The sequence below is a fragment of the Idiomarina baltica OS145 genome (genome assembly GCF_000152885.1).
Classification (GTDB): Bacteria; Pseudomonadota; Gammaproteobacteria; order Enterobacterales; family Alteromonadaceae; genus Idiomarina; species Idiomarina baltica.
Window position 1 is genome coordinate 420999 of record NZ_CH672404.1, and the last position, 23630, is coordinate 444628.

A 23630-nucleotide genomic window follows, 5' to 3' on the forward strand; every position below is an offset into this window, starting at 1 on the left:
TTAATTATCCTTTTTTTGCCAATTCTGCGAGTGCTACTTGAGAGCGAGGGCCATGCCCAAGGTGTTGACAAATATCAGCACCTGCACGGACGAGTGCATCAAGCTCGACGCCCGTCTTAATGCCCATTCCGTTTAACATGTATACCACATCTTCGGTCGCTACATTACCGCTGGCGCCTTTTGCATACGGGCAACCGCCTAAGCCTGCCACCGCACTATCAACGGTATTCACCCCGAGTTCCAAACAGGCAAGAATATTTGCTAAAGCCTGCCCGTAGGTATTGTGGAAGTGCAATGCCAACTGGTTGGCCGGCACCACCTCAAGTACAGCCTTGACCATTTCAGCCGCTTGTAGCGGTGTACCCACACCAATCGTGTCGCCAAGGGACACTTCGTAACAGCCCATTTCGATCAATTGCTGCGCTACATGTGCGACATCTTTGAGTGGTACATCGCCTTGGTAAGGACAGCCTAGAACACACGAGACGTAGCCGCGTACGCGTACATTCGCTTGTCGTGCTTGGCTGATTACCGGACGAAAGCGTTCCAGTGACTCGTCGATAGAACAGTTGATATTACGCTGACTAAATTGTTCTGATGCGGCACCAAAAACGGCAACCTCATCAGTATTCACCGAGAGCGCGTTCTCCAATCCTTTTAGATTGGGCGTCAGAGCGGAGTAAGTAATCCCAGAGTGACGTTCTATCTGTTCCATGATCTCGCCACTGTCGGCCATCTGTGGCACCCACTTCGGGCTGACAAAACTAGCGCTTTCTATATATTTTAGGCCCGTTTTAGACAGGGCATTAATCAGCTCTATTTTAGCGGCGGTCGGAACCGCCACTTCATTTTGTAAGCCATCGCGTGGACCGACTTCGACGATATTGACTTCATCCGGCATAGCGCTGCGTTTAAACATGCTTACTCCTTCTCGGCAATAGCAACGAGTTCGTCACCATCACTCACTAAGTCACCCGAGGCAAAAAATACGTCAGTGACTTCACCTGCGCAATGCGCTTTAATGGTGTACTCCATCTTCATTGCTTCCATGATGACGAGGGCTTGGTCTTTCTCAACGTGGTCGCCTTTGCTGACCAAAACATCTGTGATTGTGCCATTCATCGGCGCGACCAGGCCTCCACCGGCGTTGTCATCGACCAAGGTATCAGCCACCTTATGGCGATGCAGTGTCACTGGACCTTGTTCGGTAAATACAGTGAGTGTGTCATCACAGGTCGCAATGTAGCGCTGATAGCGATGACCGTTCACAACAACGTTGAGCTGATCATCTCGGATACTCGCTTGGATGGCAAAGCGCTCTTCGCCAATCGTCACGCTAAAGCCATTATCTGTTTGCTCGAGCTCAACATGATTCAGTTCTTCGCCGTCACTGAATTCAACCACGTGTACGGCGGCTTCGTTCAAGCGCAGTGCATCAGCACGATTCCACGGACTATTGTTGGTGTTGATTTGCGTTTGACGTTGTAATACATCAAATACTGCCGCTTCAGTGCGTACCCAATTAAGATCTTGGGTCGACTCTGGGAACAACGATTGTTCATACTGTTGGATAAATTCAGTCGTGAGATCCATGCGCATAAATGCTGGATGGCTTGCTAGCCGGTGTAAAAACTCAATATTTGTATGCAAGCCCGTCACACGGTACTGCTTCAAAGCGCGTTGTAACTTCAGTAAGGCGCGATCTCGGTCAGTATCCCAAACAATCAATTTGGCGATCATCGGATCGTAGAAGCTCGAGATTTCATCACCTTGCTCGACACCCGTATCGATACGCACGCCGTCATTGACTGCGGGGGTACGAAGGTGACGGATTGTGCCCGTGCTTGGTAGAAAGTCGTTGGCCGGATCTTCCGCATAAATACGCGCTTCGAAAGCATGACCGTTAACGGTGACGGCGTCTTGCGTCAACGGTAAGCTGTCCCCAGAGGCGACCATGAGCTGCCATTCGACTAAGTCTAAGCCGGTAATCATCTCTGTTACGGGGTGTTCGACTTGTAAGCGAGTATTCATTTCCATGAAGAAAAACTCGCCACTGGCGTCGTATAAAAACTCAACCGTGCCTGCACCCACGTAGTCAATAGCTTTTGCTGCTTTGACGGCAGCTTCACCCATCGCCTGACGGGTTGTTTCCGATAATGCCGGCGCAGGAGCCTCTTCAATGACTTTTTGGTGACGGCGTTGTACCGAACAATCTCGTTCTGCAAGGTATACCGCGTTGCCATGCTGGTCGCAGAATACTTGGATCTCTACGTGGCGTGGATTACGGATAAAGCGCTCAAACAAGACTTTGTCATTGCCAAACGATGATTTCGCTTCACGTTTTGCCGAACTCAGTGCAGATTTAAAATCCTGCTCCGATTCGACCACGCGCATACCTTTACCACCACCGCCATAAGCGGCTTTTAAAAGCAGTGGGAAGCCAACCTCTTTAGCTTTGGCAAATAGCGTGTCTTCGTCTTGTTCGCTACCATGATAACCCGGAACTAAAGGCACACCTGCTTCTTCCATAATGGCTTTAGCGGCACTTTTAGACCCCATTGCAGCAATCGCCGAAACCGGTGGCCCGACAAAAATAATATCATTCTGCTGACAGAGTTCAGCAAACGATTCATTCTCAGATAAAAAACCGTACCCTGGATGGATAGCATCGGCGCCGGCAGATTTTGCGACGTTGATAATCGTGTCTGCCTTTAAGTAACTTTCGTTGCTCGGTGCCGGACCAATGTAATAGGCTTCATCAGCAAGTTGCGTATGCCGTGCCTGTGCGTCCGCAGCCGAGTATACCGCAATGGTGCGGATACCCATTTGGCGTGCCGTTTCGATAACACGGCAAGCGATTTCACCACGGTTTGCAATAAGAAGTGATTGAATCATAAATAATCCCGTTAACTTTTGCTTTGCCACTGCGGCGCGCGTTTTTCTAGAAATGCAGTGAGGCCTTCTTGACCTTCATCTGATACGCGAATTTTTGCAATTTCTTCGATAGTAAATCGGCGCACCGGGTCACTCGTGGGTTGGTGTGCAACGCCACGAATAAGGCGTTTACACGCGCCCAAGGCTTGTGGTGAATTGTTTAATAGTGCCTCAAGAAGTGATGGCAAGGTGTCTTCAAATTCTTCAACAATTTCAGTGACTAATCCTGCTTGCAAGGCTTTTTCGGCAAAGAAACGTTCGGCGGTCAACATATAACGACGCGCTTGGCGTTCACCCATAACACGTACGACATAAGGGCTTATCACTGCGGGGATGAGGCCGATTTTGACTTCGCTCAGGCAAAAACTGCTTTTGGGTTGTGCTAAAACCATGTCGCAACAGGCGGCTAAGCCAACAGCGCCGCCAAACGCAGCGCCTTGCACGAGTGCGATGGTGGGTTTGCTTAACTGATCAAGTTGGCTCATTAAGCGATCGAGACCAGCGGCATCATCGATATTTTCTTGATAATCCTTATCCGCCATGGAGCGCATCCAGTTTAAGTCGGCGCCCGCGGAAAAGTTTTTGCCATTGGAACGCAATACTAAAACGCGCGCCTGTTCAGACTCCTCAACTTCAGTTAATGCGGCAACGAGCTCAGCGATCATTTTATCGTCGAAGGCATTGTGCACTTCTGGACGGTTCAAGGTAAGCCAAGCGACGCCACGAGAATCGATTGAAAATTCAGTGTATTCACTCATGATTGCTCTCCTTACATCCGGAATACGCCGAACTGGCTGTCTTCAATTGGTGCGTTAAGTGAAGCGGCGATACTAAGGCCGAGCACATCGCGCGTTTGTGCTGGATCGATAATACCGTCATCCCACAAACGGCCCGAGGCGTAGTAGGGGTGACCTTGTTTTTCGTATTGCTCAACAATCGGCTGCTTCAGCTTGGCTTCATCTTCCGCACTCAGTTGCTCGCCTTTACGTGCAAGGTTGTCCTTGGTGACTTGAGCCATTACACCGGCGGCCTGTTCACCACCCATTACCGAAATACGTGCGTTTGGCCACATAAACATCAGGGTCGGATCGTAGGCACGTCCGCACATGCCGTAGTTACCTGCACCATAGCTCCCGCCAATCAGCACGGTAAACTTAGGTACTTTGGCACAGGATACAGCCATGACCATCTTAGCCCCATGCTTAGCGATACCCTCGGCTTCATATTTTTTTCCGACCATAAAACCGGTGATGTTTTGCAAGAACACGAGAGGAATTTTACGCTGCGCGCACAACTCAATAAAATGTGCACCTTTTTGTGCACTTTCGGAGAATAAAATACCGTTATTTGCCACGATACCGACGGGGTACCCGTGAATACGCGCAAAGCCCGTCACCAGCGTGGTACCGTAGTTCGCTTTAAACTCATCAAAATCAGAGTCATCCACGACACGCGCAATCACTTCGTGAACATCGTAAGGCTTACGTAAATCGGTGCCAACGATGCCATAGAGTTCTTTTGCATCATAACGCGGCGGTTTGCTTTCGCGTTGATCTAACTGAGTCGGTGCAGGACGGTTTAATCGTGCCACTGAACGGCGCGCTAATGCCAAAGCATGCTCGTCGTTATGGGCAAAGTGATCGGCAACACCTGAAACCCGCGTGTGTACATCGGCACCACCGAGTTCTTCGGCGCTGACTTCCTCGCCCGTTGCCGCTTTAACTAATGGCGGACCGGCAAGAAAAATAGTGCCTTGCTCTTTTACAATCACGCTCTCGTCGGCCATAGCAGGCACATAAGCACCGCCAGCTGTACATAGACCCATGACAACCGCGATCTGTGGAATGCCCTTAGCTGACATGTTGGCTTGATTAAAAAAGATGCGACCAAAGTGATCTTTATCTGGGAATACATCATCCTGACGCGGTAGGTTGGCTCCGCCTGAGTCGACTAAGTAAATACACGGCAAATGGCATCGTTCGGCAATTTCTTGCGCGCGCAGATGCTTCTTAACGGTTAACGGATAATAAGTACCGCCTTTTACCGTTGCATCGTTAGCAACGATCATGCACTCAACGCCTTCGACGCGACCAATACCCGCGACGACACCGGCCGCCGGCACATAATCGTCATACACGTCCCATGCAGCGAACTGACCGATTTCTAAAAACGCTGAACCAGCGTCAAGCAGCTTATTAATACGTTGGCGCGGTAACAGTTTACCGCGCGACAAGTGACGCTCTTGATATTTAGGACCGCCGCCTTGTTTAATTTGTTCGACTTTAGCGTTCACGTCATCAACGACCGCTTGCATCGATTCATAGTTCGCTTTGAACTGCTCGTCGCGGGTGTTGACTTTGCTTGCAAGAATAGCCACAGCGTCTCCTTTTATTTGGACTCGTTGAACAACTCACGACCAATCAGCATACGGCGGATTTCTGACGTACCGGCACCAATTTCATAAAGTTTGGCATCACGTAACAGACGTCCAGTCGGGTATTCGTTAATGTAGCCGTTACCACCGAGCAATTGAATCGCATCAAGAGCAAGTTGAGTCGCTAGCTCGGCTGCATAAAGTATTGCACCCGCTGCGTCTTTGCGCGTGGTTTCACCACGGTCGCACGATTGCGCCACCGCGTAAACGTAAGCACGCGCTGCGTTAGTGCGCGTGTACATGTCCGCAACCTTACCCTGTACCAATTGGAACTCACCAATCGCTTTGCCGAATTGGTTACGATCATGGATGTACGGTACGACGGCATCTAGACACGCTTGCATGATGCCCAGTGGACCTGCCGCAAGTACCGCGCGCTCGTAATCCAAACCACTCATTAATACTTCAACGCCGCCATTGAGTTCGCCTAGAATGTTTTCAGCAGGCACTTCAGCATCTTCGAATACTAATTCGCAGGTATTTGAACCGCGCATTCCAAGTTTGTCGAGCTTTTGGGCTTGGCTAAATCCTGGGGTGTTTTTCTCAACGATAAATGCGGTGATACCACGCGAGGCTTTTTCGGCATCGGTTTTAGCATAAATCACAAAAACGTCGGCATCGGGACCATTCGTAATCCACATTTTGTTGCCGTTCAGTACGTACTTGTCGCCTTTTTTCTCGGCTTTCAGTTTCATGCTGACCACGTCCGAACCCGCATTAGGTTCGCTCATCGCGAGCGCGCCTACATGTTCACCGGTACAGAGCTTAGGTAAGTATTTTTGTTTCTGTTCTTCGTTGCCGTTGCGTGCGATTTGGTTAACGCACAGGTTTGAATGAGCGCCGTAACTTAAGCCGACAGAGGCTGATGCGCGACTTATTTCTTCCATCGCGATGACGTGTTCAAGGTAACCCATACCTGAGCCGCCATACTGTTCGTCAACTGTCAAACCGAGTAGACCCATATCCCCGAGTTTACGCCATAAATCACTTGGAAACTCATTGGCTTCATCAATTTCAGCTGCACGAGGTGCGATTTCATCGCGTGCAAATGCGTTGACTGCTTCACGCAGCATGTCCGCGGTTTCGCCTAAGCCAAAGTTAAAAGAATTAAATTGCGTAATCATAATGACTCCTGAGATGAGACTACTTTCTTGGTTGTCGTTCGCACTGACTCAAGTTCGTCTTGGCAACGTTGCTCAAGGCCCGAGAGCTCAGTCAGTAATACGTTGATATCTTCCATTTGTTGCTTGAGTGATGCCTTTTTCTCGGCGATTAACTCAAGTACCTTTTCTAACTGTGCAGCCGAACTATTGTCTGCGTCATACAACTCAAATAAACGTCGGGTTTCAGCTAACGAGAAACCTAACCGCTTGCCGCGTAAAATAAGTTTAAGGCGGACGCGATCTTTATTATTGTAAATTCGATGTTGACCTTGACGACGAGGCGATAGCAACCCTTCGTCTTCGTAGAAGCGGATAGAACGGGTCGTAATGTCAAATTGTTTTGCCAATTCGCCGATCGTATAAGTGATTTTGTTACTCATCAGACTTGCTTTTTAGTTGACCTAAGATCTAAGCTTAGAGGAAGTTTACGTTAACGTAAAGTGGTATTGGAGGAAAGATGTCAAACGATTCGGTCGTAATTGTTGCCGCAAACCGGACAGCAATGGGGGGCTTCCAAGGTAGCCTGAGTGAAGTCAGTGCGCCTAATTTAGGGGCTACTGCGATTAAAGCTGCGTTAGGAAATAGCGGCCTCAAAGAAACCGATGTTTCTGAGGTCATTATGGGTAACGTACTGCCGGCGGGTTTGGGCCAAGCGCCCGCACGTCAGGCGATGTTATATGCCGGTTTACCGCAAAGCACGGGTGCTACGACCATTAATAAAGTCTGTGGTTCGGGCTTAAAAGCAGCGATGTTTGCAACGGACTTAATTCGTGCAGGCTCAGCGGACGTCGTCGTCGCGGGCGGTATGGAAAGTATGTCGCGTGCGCCTTACTTACTTGACAAAGGCCGTAATGGGTACCGTATGGGACATGGTCAATTGTTTGACCACATGATGCTCGATGGTCTTGAAGATGCCTATGAAGGCAAGGCGATGGGTTGTTATGCGCAGGACACGGCTGACAAATACGGTCTTGACCGCGATGCAATGGATAACTTTGCGATTAACTCGCTAGAGAAAGCGCAGGCCGCTATTGAAAAAGGTTACTTCAAAGGTGAAATTACGCCGTTGACTTATTCAACGCGCAAGGGTGATGTTACCGTAGATACCGATGAGCAGCCGGGTAAAGCACGACTTGATAAGATCCCACAACTACGTCCAGCGTTTAAGAAAGACGGCACTATTACAGCTGCCAACTCAAGCTCAATCTCGGATGGGGCTGCGGCGCTTGTATTGATGCGCGAGAGTGAGGCTGCTAAGCGCGGTTTGAAACCGCTTGCTCGCGTTAAAGGGCATGCAACTCATTCTCAGGCGCCTGCTGAGTTTACTGTGGCGCCTATTGGCGCGATGGACGCGTTGTTGAACCAAGTCGGGTGGAGCAAAGAAGACGTCGATTTATGGGAAATCAACGAAGCGTTCGCCATGGTCACCATGTTAGCAATCAACGAAATGAAGCTTGATGCTAACCGCGTTAATGTCCACGGCGGTGCGTGTGCGTTGGGTCATCCGATTGGTGCCAGTGGCGCCCGTTTGCTGGTTACCTTGCTTCACGCATTGAAGCAACGCGGCGAGAAACGGGGTATTACCTCACTATGCATTGGTGGTGGTGAAGCCGTCGCACTTGCCGTTGAAATGATGTAGTCAACGGCTTAGGTTACGTTGCTGGCGCGAAGCCAAAATAACAGCAATAACAATTAAGCTCGCGCCCAGCAACCATCTTAACCAGTCGGTATCGTGTTGCCAAAACAACACGCTAACGAGAATCCCAGCGGGAATTAAGGCATTATTCATAGCCGCGAGCTGTCCGGTATTGACCCATTTGCTGGCTAGGTTCCAGCCGAGATAGCCAAGGCCGGAGGCGACAATGCCGAGCCACAACAAAATGCCCCATTGTAAGGGTGTAGTAGGTAGCATTTGGTGATTGCCAAACAGTAAAACACCTAAGCCAGAGACGAGGCTAGCACCGGCAAAAAATGCGGCGAATTGTTGAATTTGATTTTGCGTTGAGCCGAGGTCTAAGCGTTTGTATGCCACTTGGCCGGCAGCGAAGCATAAATTGGCGGCTTGAATCAAAGCAAAGCCAATAATGAAATCAGCGCTTAGCCCCTGGTAACGAATGATGGCAGCGCCTAAGACTGAGATGGCGGCTGCGAGCCACCAAGTGAATGGTAAGCGGCGGCGCCCTAAAATGATTTCGTCGATGAGTGTAATGTAAAGCGGGGTGAATATCGTGAACAATAGTACCTCGGCGACACTCAAATAAAGAAATGCGTGATACAAAAACAAGTACATCAAGCCGATTTGTACGGCACCAATTCCGGCAAGTTGGGTCAGTGTTTTAACCGAATAGGCTTTGAGCTGACGCCATTTGAATAATGGCAAGATAGTAAACAAAGCCAGTAGCATGCGGATAAACACGACCCAATAGCCATCAACTTGGCCGGCAAGGTATTCGCCAATGAGCGAGAAGCTTGCCGCCCAGAGTAACGTAATAAGAATTAAAAGTGGCACGGTATGCGTCTCTTTTAAGGATTATGAAAATTTGGTTTATAAAATAACACAACAAGAAGGTGAGTTATGTCTAAAAAAGTGCCTCTGTATATCGACGGAGAGTTTCGCGCTTCAAAAGCTGAGTCTTGGATTCCGGTAACCAATCCAGCGACCCAAGAAGTGATTGCTGAAGCTCCATGCGCGACTCAAGACGAGATGGAAGCTGCTGTTGCGAGTGCACGAGAAGCCTTTAAAACGTGGAAAGAAGTGCCTGTTTCTGAGCGTGCTCGTGTCATGATGCGCTATCAGGCATTGCTTAAAGAACACCAAGAAGAAATTGCAGAAATCTTAGCGCAAGAGACTGGAAAAACCTTTGAAGATGCCAAAGGTGATGTATGGCGCGGCATTGAAGTGGTTGAGCAAGCCGCGAACATTCCATCATTGATGATGGGTGAGACGGTCGAAAACGTAGCACGCTCTATCGACTCTTACAGCTACATTCAGCCGCTCGGTATTTGTGCGGGTATCACGCCGTTTAACTTTCCCGCGATGATCCCATTATGGATGTTCCCGATGGCTATTGCCTGCGGTAACACTTTCATCTTAAAGCCTTCAGAACAAGATCCATTGACGCCAACACGCTTAGTTGAGCTATTTGAGCAAGCGGGCGCGCCTAAAGGCGTACTGCAGGTGATTCACGGTGGTAAAGACCAAGTTGATTTCGTTTTAGACCATCCTGAAATTCATGCGTTATCATTTGTTGGGTCAGTACCTGTCGCCGAATACATTTATCGTCGTGGTACGGAGAACGGTAAACGCGTACAAGCGTTCGCGGGTGCTAAAAACCATTGTGTCATCATGCCTGATGCCAATAAGCAGCAAGTCATTAACAACCTCGTCGGTGCTTCTGTCGGAGCGGCAGGCCAACGTTGTATGGCAATTTCAGTCGCAGTATTTGTCGGCGCGGCGAAAGAGTGGATCCCTGAAGTCGCTGAAGCGATTGCAAAAGTTCGTCCAGGCGCTTGGAACGATGAGAACGCAGCGTACGGACCTGTCATTAGTCCACAAGCTAAAGAGCGTATTGAACAAATGATCACCGACGGTGAAAATGAAGGTGCCAAGCTACTTGTCGATGGTCGTGGTTGCACCGTGGAAGGCTTGCCGGACGGCAACTGGGTTGGCGCAACGGTATTCTCTGAAGTCACCGCTGATATGGATATCTATAAAAAGGAAGTCTTTGGTCCCGTGCTTAGTATGATGGAAGTCGAGGACCTAGACGATGCACTGACGTTGGTGAACAACAACCCGTACGGTAACGGCACGTCAATCTTCACTTCGAATGGTGCGGCAGCGCGCAAATACCAACACGAAGTCACTGTCGGTCAGGTCGGTATCAATATTCCTATCCCGGTGCCATTGCCATTCTTCTCGTTCACTGGCTGGAAACGTTCATTCTTTGGTGACTTGCATGCTTATGGTAAGCAAGCGATCCGCTTCTACACCGAAACCAAAACCGTGACTGCGCGTTGGTTTGAGAGTGATATTGAGGCGAGTGGACCTAATATGTCTATTCACCTGAAGTAATTGATAAGTTAAAGGTAGTTAGCATGAACTTTGAATTAACAGAAGACCAACAAGCCTTTGTCGATACTGCCAAAGCGTTTGCGGATAAAGAACTTGCACCTAACGCAGCGCGCTGGGATGAAGAAGCTCATTTCCCCATCGAGGTTTTCCGTAAGGCGGGTGAGATGGGCTTTATGGGAATGTATACCCCAGAAGAGGCGGGTGGTTTTGGCATGAGTCGTTTAGACTCAGCACTTATTTTCGAACAATTAGCGGGTGGTTGTACAGCCACCACCGCGATGATGACCATTCATAATATGGTGACCTGGATGATTGGCTCATTCGGTCAACAAGACGTCATCGATGAATGGGTGCCAGAATTAGTGACGGGTGAAAAGCTCGGCTCTTACTGTTTAACTGAGCCAGGCTCTGGTTCAGATGCCGCAAGTTTACGCACCAGCGCTAAAAAAGAAGGCGATGAGTACGTTCTCAACGGTTCTAAGATGTTTATTTCAGGTGCCGGTTCAACGGATGTGATGGTGGTCATGGCACGCACTGGAGAGGCGGGCCCTAAAGGTATTTCTGCCTTTGTTGTACCAGCCGATGCAAAGGGCATCAGCTATGGCAAAAAAGAAGATAAAATGGGTTGGAACGCTCAACCTACCCGTCTGGTAACCTTTGAGGATGTGCGTATCCCAGCCAAGAACTTGTTGGGTGATGAAGGAGAAGGCTTCAAGTTCGCGATGATGGGACTGGATGGCGGTCGTATCAATATTGCGGTCTGTTCCGTAGGTACTGCGCAGGCAGCATTAGAGACGGCGTCTGCGTATATGCACGAACGCAGTCAGTTTGGTAAACCGTTAGCAGCATTCCAAGCGCTTCAGTTTAAACTGGCGGACATGGCGACTGAGCTTGTTGCAGCACGTCAAATGGTTCGATTAGCTGCTTCGAAAGTGGATAACAATGATCCCGATAAGACAACCTATTGTGCGATGGCTAAACGCTTTGCCACGGATATCGGTTTCCAAGTGTGTAATGAAGCACTACAAATCCATGGTGGTTACGGCTATATCAAAGAATATCCGCTTGAGCGCCATGTTCGTGATGTGCGCGTTCATCAAATTCTTGAGGGAACCAACGAAGTGATGCGACTGATCATTGCACGTCGCATTCTAGCTGATAGCGACCGCCAAATTTTGTAAGGAGTCGGCATGCAAACTCCCGTAATTCTTGAAACAATCAACGCCGGTGACAAAGTCATCGGCGTTGCTACGCTAAACTCTGAAAAATCACTCAACGCGCTCAGCTTGGCAATGGCAGAAACACTGCTGCCCCAATTACAAGCCTGGGCTGATGATCCTCGGGTGGCTTGTGTTTGGCTGCAAGGCGCAGGTGAAAAAGCGTTTTGTGCCGGCGGCGACATCGTTGCTATGTACAAAGCGATGCAAGCACAGCCCGGCCAATTAGTTGAAGAAGTCGAGAACTTCTTCACTACGGAGTATCAATTAGATTATGCCATTCAGACCTATCCAAAGCCGATCATCTGCTGGGGTGATGGTATTGTGATGGGCGGTGGTATGGGTCTAATGAATGGCGCCAGTCACCGCATCGTAACAGAACGCTCATTGCTGGCGATGCCGGAAGTTACCATCGGTTTATACCCCGATGTGGGGGCAACGTATTTCTTGAACCGGATGCCGGAAGGTTGTGGTGCATTCTTAGGGATGACTGGCGCGACTATGAATGCGTCTGACGCTCTTTTCCTTAATCTTGCTGATCAGTTCGTCGGTCACGAACATAAAGCTCAAGTCATCGAAGCACTACAGGCTATTGAATGGGGGGATACGGGCGCACTGAATCATCAAAAAGTAACCGATACACTCGAGCGTCTTGCTGAACAGGATGATACTGCGCTACCCAGTCCTCAGGTTGAACCCCATCTTGAGACCATACAACAATGTATGTCTGCAAGTAGTGTGACTGAAGCGACCCAACGAGTTTTGGCCGAGCAACAAGACGATAAGTGGTTCCAGAAGGCGCAAAAAAATCTAAGTCATGGTTGCCCAATCACGCCTCACTTAGTGTGGCAACAAACTCATCATGGTGCGGATCTGTCATTAGCAGACTGCTTTAGATTCGAGCTTACATTATCGTGTAATTGCGCCGTGCGTGGTGATTTCGCCGAGGGTATTCGTGCATTACTCATCGACAAAGACAAACAGCCGCAGTGGCAGTTTGCAAGCGTAGGCGATGTGACGGAAGAGGCCATCGACGGGTTTTTCGACCCACCGTGGGGCGAGCGTACACATCCATTAGCAGCGCTTGAGCAAGTGTTGATGAAAAAATAATAACTATCGACAACAAGAAGGAGTCGAACATGGCGAATGTCGCATTTATCGGATTAGGCAACATGGGTGGACCGATGGCCATGAACTTGGCTAAAGCAGGTCACAATGTAAATGCGTTTGATTTATCGAAAGACGCCCTAGCACAGGTTGAAGCTGCGGGCGCCCGAGCCTGTGCAAGCCCTCGCGAGGCGGTTGAAGGCGTGGAGTTTGTCGTCAGCATGTTACCGGCCGACCATCATGTCGAGTCGGTCTACTTAGGTGATGAGGGACTTGTACACGTATTGACGGATAAGCAGTTGGTCATTGATTGCAGTACCATCTCTTCGGAAGCTGCGATCTATGTGGGTGAACAATTACAACAAGCGGGTATTGCCTTTATTGACGCACCGGTTTCAGGTGGTGTCGGTGGCGCCAAAGCGGGGACCTTAACGTTCATCTGCGGTGGCACTGAGGGCAATGTGGATCGTGCACGCACCGTACTCAATGACATGGGCAAAAATGTGTTCCGCGCGGGTGATGTCGGTGCGGGTCAAATCGCCAAAATATGCAATAATATGCTGCTTTCAGTACTGATGGTAGGTACTTCTGAGGCATTGCAACTTGGTAAAGCCAATGGTCTTGATCCGAAAGTATTGAGTGAAATCATGTTGCAAAGTTCAGGTCGCAACTGGACATTAGAAGTCTATAATCCGTGCCCTGACGTGATGGAAGGTGTACCATCGAGTAATGATTATCAGGGTGGCTTTATGGTTGATCTGATGAGTAAAGACTTGGGTCTCGCCCAGCAAACCGCATTAAAGTCGGGCGCTGCTACGCCGATGGGCGCTTTAACCCGTAACCTCTATCATGGATGGTCGCAGCAGGGCCATGGTCGACAAGACTTCTCGAGTATTTTTAACTATTTGACACCGATCTCGAAAAAATAAAGAGGCAGTTCATGCAAGTAAAAGATAGCGTAATTGTAATCACAGGTGGCGCACAAGGCTTAGGCTTGGCGATGGCAGAAGATTTTGCCAAGCAAGGCGCACAACTGGCGTTAATTGATATTAACGGTGATGTATTAGGTGATGCACAAGAAGTCTGTGAAAAGTTGGGTGCTAAAAAAGTGATCGGCTATGAAGTCGATATTACCGATGAGGAATCAGTCGAGACGGTATTTGAGCAAATTCAACAAGAGTTTGGTGGCATTGATGTCTTAGTTAATAACGCCGGTCTATTGCGTGACGGGTTATTGATTAAGTTCAAAGATGGCGAAATCAAGCAGAAGATGCCACTGCAACAATTCCAGTCGGTGTTGGATGTTAACCTTACCGGTACCTTCCTGTGTGGTCGTGAAGCGGCAGCGCAAATGGTTAAAGCCGGCAAGAAAGGTGTCATCATTAATATCTCGAGCGTCGCACGTGCGGGTAATATCGGTCAAACTAACTATGCTGCCACCAAAGCCGGTGTTGTGGCAATGACGGTTACTTGGGCGCGTGAACTCGGTCGTTATGGTATTCGTTGCGGTGCTATCGCGCCAGGCTTTATTGAAACACCGATGACTGCCCAAATGAAGCCAGAAGCGGTAGAACGTGCTTTATCCATGGTACCTCTAAAACGTTGGGGTCAGCCGACTGAGATCGCTCATAGCGCGCGTTATATCATTGAAAACGACTTCTTCAGTGGTCGCGTCGTGGAGATTGACGGTGGTGTGCGTTTATAATTAAACGCTAAACCGAACCCCATGTGGCTCATAGCTTAGCGTCTCTGTTATAGTATTCGTTGCTCGAGTGCTAACAGAGACGCTTAACTATGAAAATGACGTATCCCTTACTGTTTAAAACCATTCCGATCTGTGCGATTTGGCTCGCACTGTGCATTTTAGCGTTAGCCTATTTAGAGTGGCCAAACGATTTATTGTCGCAAATACTCACATCTATCGTTGCGCTCGCGAGCGTTGTTTTCGCGTTTAAGCTATCCGGCGAAATCTTCTTTAAACAAATTAATTTGAAGCAATCAGAGCTCAGTTACACGCAGGCATGGTCTCAACCTCGTACGAAACGCTGGGCTGATGTTACTGAGGTCGACTACTCACCTCTATGGCACTCATTTAAGCTGAAGTTCGATAACGGCGAGCAGTTAAATGTCAGCGTAATTTTGACCCACCTTACTGAATTTTTGGGCTTAATGGCACACGAACTGCCCCGCGATAAGTATATCGATGCGGTGAATAAGTTCAGTGGCGCGATGGGCGGGGATAAATGACATGCGAAAATTGCCGCCGCTGAACGCGCTTAAATCTTTCGAAGCTGCAGCACGCCATTTGAGCTTTACCAAAGCGGCAGAAGAACTATTCGTTACCCAAGCCGCGGTGAGTCATCAAGTCAAAGCGCTGGAAGAATTTTTGCAAATTAAGTTGTTTATTCGGCGTAATCGGACACTATTACTGACCGAAGAAGGCCAGGCGTATTATCTGCAGTTAAGAGATATTTTTGCGCAACTAATACAGGCGACTGACAAGTTAAGACTGGTCTCTGAAAAGGGGGCCTTGACCGTCTCAGTGCCACCGAGCTTTGCTATTTTGTGGTTCGTGCCCCGCTTGAGCAGTTTTCGGGAGGCGCACCCGGATATGGATATTCGTATTAAGGCCGTGGATGAAATTACCGGCTCACTCACCGACGACGTCGATGTCGCCATTTATTATGGTGATGGGCGCTGGCCAGGGGTAAAGAGTTACCGTTTGCACAAAGAGTATTTGTGGCCAGTGTGTTCACCTATTTTGGCTGAACGCATGAACGTCCAGACCCCGGCCGATTTGCTAAAGCATACGCTGTTGCATGATGAAACACGGAATGCCTGGAACGACTGGTTTGAAATGGTGGGCGAAAGAAAACCGATAAAAGATGGTGGGCCTGTATTTAGTCACTCAAGCCTCGCATTACAGGCAGCGGTGCATGGGCAGGGCATTGCCTTGGCGAATCACGTTTTGGCTAAACCAGAAATTGATAGCGGGCACTTGATACGTATTTTTCCTCAGGCGCTGCGCCGTAATAAGGCATTTTATCTTGTCTGCCGTGACAATCAGTCAGAAATCGGTAAGATCGCCACCTTTCGCAACTGGATCATGCAATTGGTGCACGAAGAAGAACGCGCCTTCGAGTTGAAATCAGAATGAAGCATCTAAAGGGAACGACCTATCAAGTCGTAGGTGAAAGCAACGCGCAACGTATCGTCTTTTTTCATGGCTCGGGGGGTGGCCCAGATACCCCTTTTATGGAGTTTTTTACCGACCAGTGGCAAGCACTCGGTTTTGAGATCGTACGCCCGGACTTTCCGTACTGGCAAAAAGTCCGAGCAACTGGAGTTAAGCGTCCGCCGGATAGGATGGAACGTCTAGTAGAGCAAATGCAGATGTGGTTATCTGCGTTGCAGCAAGACGGTAAACCTACTTGGTTTGCAGGGAAGTCACTGGGAAGTCGAGTCATGTTGCGACTGGCGGATGAATTTGAAGCGCAGGGTCAAATCGCGCTGGGATTTCCATTTAATCCACCGTCTAAACCCGAGCGCTCTCGCTTAGACGAGTTAGGGTATGCACGTAGTCCCGGATTAATTATCGAGGGGACGCGCGATCCATTTGCAAAACAGGTTCGCAATAGCGCGTTAATATTGCCGTCACATTGGCAGATTCAATGGCTTGAGGGCGGTGATCATGGGTTTGAACCGACTGCCGCTAAACGTCATTTACGTGAGCGCTTATGGCTTCAGGCGAGCCGACTTACTGAGGAGTTTTTAAAATGATGAGTCAGTTATTGATAATTATTGCAGCACTATATGGTGCGGTAGCGGTTGCACTCGGGGCATTCGCGGCACATGGGTTAAAGAGTCGATTGAGTGAACAGTTACTGACGGTATTTCAGACCGGTGTGACCTATCAGTTCTATCATACACTCGCGTTATTGCTGGCGGGATTATGGCTTCGGTTTGCCCCCTCACCATGGGTCGCTGCCGCGGGCATCTTCTGGGCGTTAGGTGTGGTATTATTTTCAGGTAGTTTATATGCGCTGGCGCTGACCAGCATCAAATGGTTTGGTCCGATAACACCGCTCGGTGGTTTGTTATTTATTTTGGGTTGGATTTGCTTATTAGTTGGAGCAGTTAAAGCATGAATGGATTGGTATTGCTGTGTCGTGCAGGTTTTGAAGGGGATTGTGCGGCAGAGATCCAAGAAAAAGCAGCCGCACTCGGTGTATATGGGTATTGCCAAACACAGGCCGATCAAGCCTATGTGGTTTATCATTGCCAAGCAGAAGAAGCGGATCATTTAGCCAAAAAATTACCATTAAAAGAACTCATCTTCACCCGCACGTTTTTTGTTCTTTTAGCAAGTGCTCAGCTTGCAGGTATTGAGGATCGTGTCAGTGTCGTTAAAGAAGCGTTAGAACCTCATAAAGAGTGGTTTGGGCTCGCGGGGGCGTTACGTGTAGAAACACCTGATAGCAATGAAGCGAACGCTATTGCTAAGTTTTGTCGTAAGTTTGCTGTACCGTTACGCCAGGGCTTACGCGCTGTCGACTTGCTAAGCAAGAAGCCACTCGCGAAGCGTCCGTTTTTACACGTGTTTTTTGTTAATAAGGCGTACGCTTTATTGGGGTATTCCTACAGCTTCAATCAGAGTCCTTATGAAGAAGGGATTTTGCGTTTACGCATGCCATCCAATGGACCGAGTCGCTCTACGTTGAAGTTAGACGAAGCATTTCATGTTTTCGTGCCAGAAGAGGAACGTGAGCAGCGAATTCAAGCCGGTATGCGTGCAGTCGACCTCGGTGCCGCACCGGGCGGTTGGACATATCAACTGGTACGTCGTGGCATGATGGTACAAGCCGTCGATAATGGTCCAATGGCGGATAGCCTAATGGAGACCGGTCAGGTAGAGCACATTCGTGAAGACGGTTTTAAATATCGTCCCAAGCGTCGCAATGTCACTTGGCTCGTGTGCGATATGGTCGAAAAGCCTGCGCGGGTAGGTGAGCTAATGACAGCCTGGCTGTTAGAAGAATACTGCAAAGAAGCAATATTTAACTTAAAGCTACCGATGCGTCAACGCTACGCCTCTGTAAAGCAGTATTTGGAACAAATAACCGAGCAGCTGCAAGAGCAGGGCGAACGGAGCTTCGAAATTCAAGCCAAACATTTGTATCATGACAGAGAAGAAATCACGGTACACCTACGCTGGCTATAACCCAAGCTGAAAAAATAGATGTTTTACGCGTACGTCGCGCACATTGCGCGACGTTTACGCTCATTGCTGCCTCTCAATTTCATCACCGTATGGCGTAAAACTACGTGCTTTTTTGATATTTCCCTGCTCATCGGACTCTGCAACGACCGAGCCCAGCGCATCAGTGTGGAAGTAGGTAACTGTCCGCGATGCTGATGCTGTGCTATCTGCGAGCGTTATTGGCGCGCTTGCAATTGACCAATCAGAGCATGTGGAATGAGTCGTCGAGTTGTATGTGCTAACAGGAAAGCGAGGCGGCTCGACGGGAGCAGGCTGCTCATTGATTTGCTGACAGGCTCGGATTTTAAATTGATATTGGTGGTTTAGGACGCCGGTGTACGACCACGGTGTAGAAGCCACTTGACTGGCTAAATTAACCCCATCCTCAAGTGGGCGGATCTCGTAAAAGTCAGCAAGAAAATGGTTCGTCCAAGACAGAGTTAATTGGGTGTCAGAGACCAATGTAACGGTAGGCTGAGCCGGAGTCGGAGTCGGTGGCAATATATATTGAGTCGCTGACGCACCAATCGATGCCGCAAGCGCGCAAAATGAAATTGATTGTTTTAACACGAGCTTTTCCATTCATATGTTGTTCTTCAATCCTAATTAATCATACCAAGCCCATTAAAACAACATTTATATATAAATAATTGCATAAAGTTATTAGCTGTATTAGTGTTGACTAAACACAAAAATAACAAAATAACCTACTTATCATGAAAATATCTTTTAGCGTCACCTCATTGGTTTTGTCTATTTTCGTAGGACTAGCGAGCTTTCCATCGTTAACTCACGCGCGAGTCGAAACCGATAAAACCAAATTGAATTCAATTCAGAGTGAGTATGATGGTGCGATCTTTACTCCTAATGCACCACCTTCTGTCTCTGTGCAAGCAGCCCCAGTTGACCCTTTACCAGGAGGGGGAGGGGGAGGAGACGGTGATGGTGGTGTTAGCGGCATTGATTTGATGCATGAAAACATCAATGCAAAACTCACGATACAAACAAAGCCAACCGAGCACACGACCGACTTATTGGGTGAGCAAGTAGATACAGATACGGGGGCACTGACTTTCACACAAGCTGATGTTTCGCTGCCCGGTAATTTTGCGTTACCTGTGGCATTCCAGCGGAGTTTCAAAGGGGCGCTATTCAGTTTTTACAATACCTTAGATGTTGGCGATTGGATGATTGATATCCCCCATATTCACACCACCCTGCTGAGAAATGGTACTCGTTACTCAGGCTCTTGGGGACAAGGGCTTGAATGCAGTGGACCCCTTAACCCGGGTGAAATTTGGTTTTATGGCTCGACTTATGCGAATTACGAGTATTGGAACGGGGATACGCTAAACGTACCTGGGCGTACGAGTGAGAAACTGATGGAAAACGTGGGGTATTTAACGGGGGCCGTTGTTTATCAAAAAGTGACAAAGTCAGGATGGCGTATTCGTTGTGAAAGCAACCCAAATTCTAGCGGGGAGCAGTTTATCGCACAGGCACCTAATGGAGATACCTATACCTTTTCAAGGCTCCGCTTGATAAAAGTCAAACCGATAGAAAAGGACTTTAAGGCTATCGCGCGTTACCAAGCTTATATGATGGCAACGCGAGTTGAGGATGTGCATGGTAATGTTGTTCGGTATCACTATGATAACCAAGGGCGAGTAATTAGAATCAGTGCATCCGATGGGCGCGAGTTAATCATTTCATATCAAGATAATCGAGTAGCGTCTGTTAGCGCGGGAGCGAGAACGTGGACCTATCATTACACAGGTAACTCACTGACGCGTGTAACGCGCCCCGACAATCGCTATTGGTCGTACAATATATCTGAGATGGGTTTGAGACAGGCTGAAACATTGCGGTCAAGTTATGATAGTCTAGGAGAATCACCCACTTGTAGACATAATGTGGGAACAAAGTCCTTTACTGTCAGTATCAAACATCCTGATGGTTTAACCGGTGAATTTACGCTGAAGCAACGACGGATATCAAAAGCAAATACACTGACCGTACTAAATTGGACGTCGACTCCGAATCCGGAATGCCGAACAGGGTATGCACTCGGGTCAAAACGCATCACAGGGCCGGGCCTTAGCACTGCGTTGGAGTGGCATTATTGGTATGATGATCCCGAGGGCTACTTTGATAACGTGACACCTGGGACGGATGCACGATTAGAGGGTACAGTGCCCAACGGTGTTAACCGTTATACGACGCGCAAAACACGGGTAAAGTCTCCCGGCGGGAGCATCACCGAGTATTTCTACAACCGCGACGCGTCATCTTATTTACAAGGCTCACTGATTGCAAAGCGCCAATTAGCCGCGAATGGTATTGATATATTGAAAACCTCGCTATTGAGTTACCGCCCGAGCGAGCGAATTGGCCTTGCTGAAATGCTATTCACTCACCTTGATAGTTATGAGAAGCGAGCCGATTTGAAGCAGCGTCGTGTAGACTGGCATCTCAGCAATCAAGATATTTACACAACGGCATATAGCGACTTTACACGGTTTGGCTCTCCCCGTGTTGAGGTGCAGTCGGGGAGCGCGGGTTCGCGTAGGATTGAGCGAGACTATCAAACGCTCACGGACCTTTGGTTGATAGATAGACCAACAGCAAAACGGGTTGACGATATTAGCGAAACAACATGGTCGTATGATAACTGGGGCAATGTCACATCCATTGTCAATAACGGCGTGAATCATACCTTCGCGTATAACAATGGGCAGTTAGTAAAGTACGTATCGCCGCGTGGATTCGAAACAACGTATGCCGATTACTATCGAGGTATTCCGCGTCAGATTGAGCGTCCAATGGGTACCGAAACACGCGCGGTAAATCGTTATGGTGAAATTACGGCGATGACCAACGCGCTGAATATCACGACCACATACGCCTATGATGCTTTAGGTCGGCTGGCTGAAGAGCGCCCGGCAATTGGCATTCCCACAACTTACGATTGGCGTGCAAACGCGTATACAGTGACTCAAGGCGCTCATGTTAATCAATACACATTGGATGGATTTCATCGTGTCATACGTGAGGCAGATAGTGATGTATCAACGAATGACACGCGGTATCGAGAGCGTGCTTACACGCCGGATGGCCAATTGGCCTTTGAATCCACATGGAGCCATCAGTTGGGTAATGGAGTGGGAAATTATTACACTTATGACGCGCTACAACGTAAGACTCGCGTACAGACCCCGTATGGTGACACACAATGGCGTTATTTGAGTAATAATCGGGTGGAGGAGACCGACCCGCGAGGGTTCATCACGACACGTTATTACAGCGGCTACGGTTCAGCCGGAGATGGCGAACTGGTTCGCATTGAGGCGCCTTCGTCAAGTGGTACGATTGTGACTTCATTAATCTATGATAGCGTGGGACGAGCGCAATCGATCCAGCAAGCGGGTCAAACGATTCGCTATCGTTATGACTCTGTTTATACCGATTATGTAGTGGCTGAACAATATCCTGCATTTACTCACCACTATGAGCGAGACGCAGCGGGTAATGCGATTAAACGTTGGGTCGGGAGTGAAGCCCCAACCGTCCGTACCTTTAACGCACAAGACCAAGTGACCCATATTAACTATCCGGGCGAAACGGCGGATGCGACCTACACGTATCGTGCCGACGGCGAGATGGTTAGCGCAAGTAATGGTGATAGTGCGTGGACTTATAGCTATAACGCACTGGGACAATTAACGGAAGAGCGCTTAGAGTATGAGGGCAACAGTTATGCGTTTACATACCGTTATAATGATGCCCATGCCCTCACCGAACGTCGTTATCCCGATGGTTATACGGTGAACTATGCCCCTGATGGTCGTGGTCAAGCGACCCAAGCGGGAGATATCGTGACACGTCTGACGCGCCACAGTGATGGGCGTATGCGAAGTATGCAACTGGGGAACGGACTGACCAGTTACCGGTTAATGGATGAGGAGGGCTTACGGTTAGCGCGTACACAGGTGGTACGTAGTGGCTCATCTGTCATCGATAAGAGCTACGATTATGACGCGGCTGGCAACCTAATATTGGTGTTTGATGCGGTGCATGGAGCGCAATCGATTGATAACTTGATGTATGACGGCGTTAACCGTTTGATAAGCGCGCACGCTGATGCATTTGGTACAATGAATTATGCGTATGACCGGCGGGGAAATCTGACGTCATTGGCGCAGGATGGGGTATCTCAAACCTATCACTACGATGCACAAGACCAGCTGATGAGTGTATCGGGTCGTACGCATCGACAGTTTAGCTACGACAGCGCTGGACGCGTCACCCATACGGGCATAGATAGTTTAAGCTATAACGGAGCGGGGCGTTTAACGCAATTAGGGGATACGCAGTACCAGTACGATGCGCACGGTCATCGCCTCACTGTAGAGCAGGGTGGACAAAAACGGCTAACGGTATACAGTCGAGAGGGTGCGCTGTTAATGAGCGCGCAGAACGGACATAGTAGCTATAAGATAATCCTTGATGGTGAAACAGTGGCTCAGGTGGGAGATGATTTAAGTCCAGCCAGCCAACAAGGGTACACGGGTCATGTTGGCGATAACACCGGGCTCGTTTATATGCAGGCACGATTCTATGATCCAGTGATCGGGCGGTTTTACAGCAATGATCCTGTTGGATTTACAGGTGAAATTGACACTTTCAATCGATATTCATATGTTGCTAACAACCCCTACAAATACACTGATCCAACAGGTGAGGAAAAACTATCCATTGGTGTAAGTGCCGAAATAGCGGTAATCGGGGGGGCTAAAGTTTCTCTGAAGACTTCGTTTGATACTGAGACATTGGAGTTATCTGTAACTGTCTCTGGCGGACCTAGAATGGGATTAGCTGCTGGTGTGGTTTATGAAGGAGGGATTTCCGAAAGTTCTTCGTCTCCAGCAAGAAATGGGACGTCGTCTGATGTTAAGGTAAATGCAGAGGCAAGCGCTGTTATTGTTTCAGTATCTAAAGATGTGATGTCTCAAAACGCAGATGGATCTATTACGCCTTCGGGTGGAGAAGAAGCAAGTATTGGGGTAGATGCTGTGAAAATCAAACCATCAGTAAAAGTAGGCGCTACAGTTGGCGTTGAGTTTTCTGGTATAGCGACAACTTCAATTGTGAAAGATACTGTCGATGCTATAAAAGATGTGTTTTAAGATGAAAGAAAATGAGCTGAACATCAATAACCCTGATATTAAATATTCAACCGCAAGGTTAAAATTCTGGGGGTTACTGAGTACCTGCTGGATATTGATTTATCCAGTAACAGCGGTTACAGATCCGTTACTTAGCTGGGTGTTTTTTATTATTTATGCTATCGGATGTATTGGTATTGCATTAATCCGGTGTGAAAATTGTGGAGTTTTACTATACAGGTATAATTCTACATCGCATGGCATGCCTGATATTAGGA

General features: G+C 48.6%; 20 protein-coding genes. 12 read left to right on the plus strand and 8 right to left on the minus strand.

Annotated features, from left to right (window positions below; translation table 11 throughout):
• Nucleotides 1–4: 4 nt before the first annotated feature.
• The 6 genes from OS145_RS05650 to OS145_RS05675 are packed head-to-tail and all read right to left on the minus strand — an operon-like array spanning nucleotide 5 to nucleotide 6911.
• Nucleotides 5–919, minus strand: coding sequence for a hydroxymethylglutaryl-CoA lyase (locus OS145_RS05650; RefSeq protein WP_006955264.1), 915 nt, complete (start codon nucleotides 917–919; stop codon nucleotides 5–7).
• Nucleotides 920–921: 2 nt separating this feature from the next.
• Entirely contained in the window at nucleotides 922–2895 is a 1974-nt protein-coding gene (locus OS145_RS05655; protein ID WP_040487828.1) for an acetyl-CoA carboxylase biotin carboxylase subunit, read from the minus strand.
• Nucleotides 2896–2906: 11 nt separating this feature from the next.
• Entirely contained in the window at nucleotides 2907–3692 is a 786-nt protein-coding gene (locus OS145_RS05660) for an enoyl-CoA hydratase/isomerase family protein (RefSeq protein WP_006955266.1), read from the minus strand.
• Between the two features lie 11 nt (nucleotides 3693–3703).
• Nucleotides 3704–5311, minus strand: a complete 1608-nt coding sequence (locus tag OS145_RS05665) for a carboxyl transferase domain-containing protein (protein WP_006955267.1) — start codon at nucleotides 5309–5311, stop codon at nucleotides 3704–3706.
• Nucleotides 5312–5322: 11 nt separating this feature from the next.
• A complete protein-coding gene (locus OS145_RS05670) occupies nucleotides 5323–6492 on the minus strand; it encodes an isovaleryl-CoA dehydrogenase (protein WP_006955268.1) in 1170 nt (389 codons plus the stop codon).
• Nucleotides 6489–6911 carry a MerR family transcriptional regulator gene (locus tag OS145_RS05675; RefSeq protein WP_006955269.1) on the minus strand — a complete coding sequence of 141 codons (423 nt, stop codon included), beginning with the start codon at nucleotides 6909–6911 and terminating at the stop codon, nucleotides 6489–6491. The genes OS145_RS05670 and OS145_RS05675 overlap by 4 nt, the downstream gene beginning before the upstream one ends.
• A gap of 77 nt (nucleotides 6912–6988) precedes the next feature.
• On the opposite strand from OS145_RS05675, the gene OS145_RS05680 reads away from it, so the two are divergent.
• On the plus strand, nucleotides 6989–8170 hold the full coding sequence (locus tag OS145_RS05680; RefSeq protein WP_006955270.1) for a thiolase family protein: 1182 nt from the start codon (nucleotides 6989–6991) through the stop codon (nucleotides 8168–8170).
• Here the strand turns inward: OS145_RS05680 and OS145_RS05685 are convergent, their stop codons facing one another.
• Entirely contained in the window at nucleotides 8171–9040 is an 870-nt protein-coding gene (locus tag OS145_RS05685; RefSeq protein ID WP_006955271.1) for an EamA family transporter, read from the minus strand.
• Nucleotides 9041–9106: 66 nt separating this feature from the next.
• Between OS145_RS05685 and OS145_RS05690 the strand changes: the two genes are divergently transcribed.
• The 10 genes from OS145_RS05690 to rlmM all read left to right on the plus strand — a co-directional run bounded on the left by OS145_RS05690 (nucleotide 9107) and on the right by rlmM (nucleotide 18148).
• A complete protein-coding gene (locus OS145_RS05690; RefSeq protein WP_006955272.1) occupies nucleotides 9107–10603 on the plus strand; it encodes a CoA-acylating methylmalonate-semialdehyde dehydrogenase in 1497 nt (498 codons plus the stop codon).
• Nucleotides 10604–10626: 23 nt separating this feature from the next.
• Nucleotides 10627–11784 (plus strand): acyl-CoA dehydrogenase family protein, encoded by a 1158-nt coding sequence (locus OS145_RS05695; RefSeq protein ID WP_006955273.1) that lies wholly within the window; start codon nucleotides 10627–10629, stop codon nucleotides 11782–11784.
• A gap of 9 nt (nucleotides 11785–11793) precedes the next feature.
• The gene (locus OS145_RS05700; RefSeq protein WP_006955274.1) at nucleotides 11794–12930 is read left to right on the plus strand and encodes an enoyl-CoA hydratase/isomerase family protein; all 1137 of its coding nucleotides are present in this window, start codon (nucleotides 11794–11796) and stop codon (nucleotides 12928–12930) included.
• Nucleotides 12931–12959: 29 nt separating this feature from the next.
• Complete coding sequence (gene mmsB, locus OS145_RS05705) at nucleotides 12960–13856, plus strand: 3-hydroxyisobutyrate dehydrogenase (RefSeq protein WP_006955275.1); 897 nt, start codon at nucleotides 12960–12962, stop codon at nucleotides 13854–13856.
• A gap of 11 nt (nucleotides 13857–13867) precedes the next feature.
• Entirely contained in the window at nucleotides 13868–14632 is a 765-nt protein-coding gene (locus tag OS145_RS05710) for an SDR family oxidoreductase (RefSeq protein ID WP_006955276.1), read from the plus strand.
• A gap of 89 nt (nucleotides 14633–14721) precedes the next feature.
• Nucleotides 14722–15174 (plus strand): hypothetical protein, encoded by a 453-nt coding sequence (locus tag OS145_RS05715; RefSeq protein WP_006955277.1) that lies wholly within the window; start codon nucleotides 14722–14724, stop codon nucleotides 15172–15174.
• A 1-nt stretch (nucleotide 15175) separates the two neighbouring features.
• The gene (locus OS145_RS05720; protein WP_006955278.1) at nucleotides 15176–16084 is read left to right on the plus strand and encodes a transcriptional regulator GcvA; all 909 of its coding nucleotides are present in this window, start codon (nucleotides 15176–15178) and stop codon (nucleotides 16082–16084) included.
• Nucleotides 16081–16707 carry an alpha/beta family hydrolase gene (locus OS145_RS05725; RefSeq protein ID WP_006955279.1) on the plus strand — a complete coding sequence of 209 codons (627 nt, stop codon included), beginning with the start codon at nucleotides 16081–16083 and terminating at the stop codon, nucleotides 16705–16707. Before OS145_RS05720 ends, OS145_RS05725 begins: the two co-directional genes overlap by 4 nt.
• Nucleotides 16704–17075, plus strand: coding sequence for a DUF423 domain-containing protein (locus OS145_RS05730; RefSeq protein WP_006955280.1), 372 nt, complete (start codon nucleotides 16704–16706; stop codon nucleotides 17073–17075). Before OS145_RS05725 ends, OS145_RS05730 begins: the two co-directional genes overlap by 4 nt.
• Nucleotides 17072–18148: a 23S rRNA (cytidine(2498)-2'-O)-methyltransferase RlmM gene (rlmM, locus tag OS145_RS05735; RefSeq protein WP_006955281.1), complete on the plus strand. Its 1077-nt coding sequence runs from the start codon at nucleotides 17072–17074 to the stop codon at nucleotides 18146–18148. Before OS145_RS05730 ends, rlmM begins: the two co-directional genes overlap by 4 nt.
• Nucleotides 18149–18208: 60 nt before the next feature.
• Here the strand turns inward: rlmM and OS145_RS05740 are convergent, their stop codons facing one another.
• Nucleotides 18209–18757 (minus strand): hypothetical protein, encoded by a 549-nt coding sequence (locus tag OS145_RS05740; RefSeq protein WP_131382150.1) that lies wholly within the window; start codon nucleotides 18755–18757, stop codon nucleotides 18209–18211.
• 146 nt (nucleotides 18758–18903) lie between these two features.
• On the opposite strand from OS145_RS05740, the gene OS145_RS05745 reads away from it, so the two are divergent.
• Nucleotides 18904–23373: an RHS repeat domain-containing protein gene (locus tag OS145_RS05745; RefSeq protein ID WP_006955283.1), complete on the plus strand. Its 4470-nt coding sequence runs from the start codon at nucleotides 18904–18906 to the stop codon at nucleotides 23371–23373.
• The last annotated feature ends 257 nt before the right edge of the window (nucleotides 23374–23630 follow it).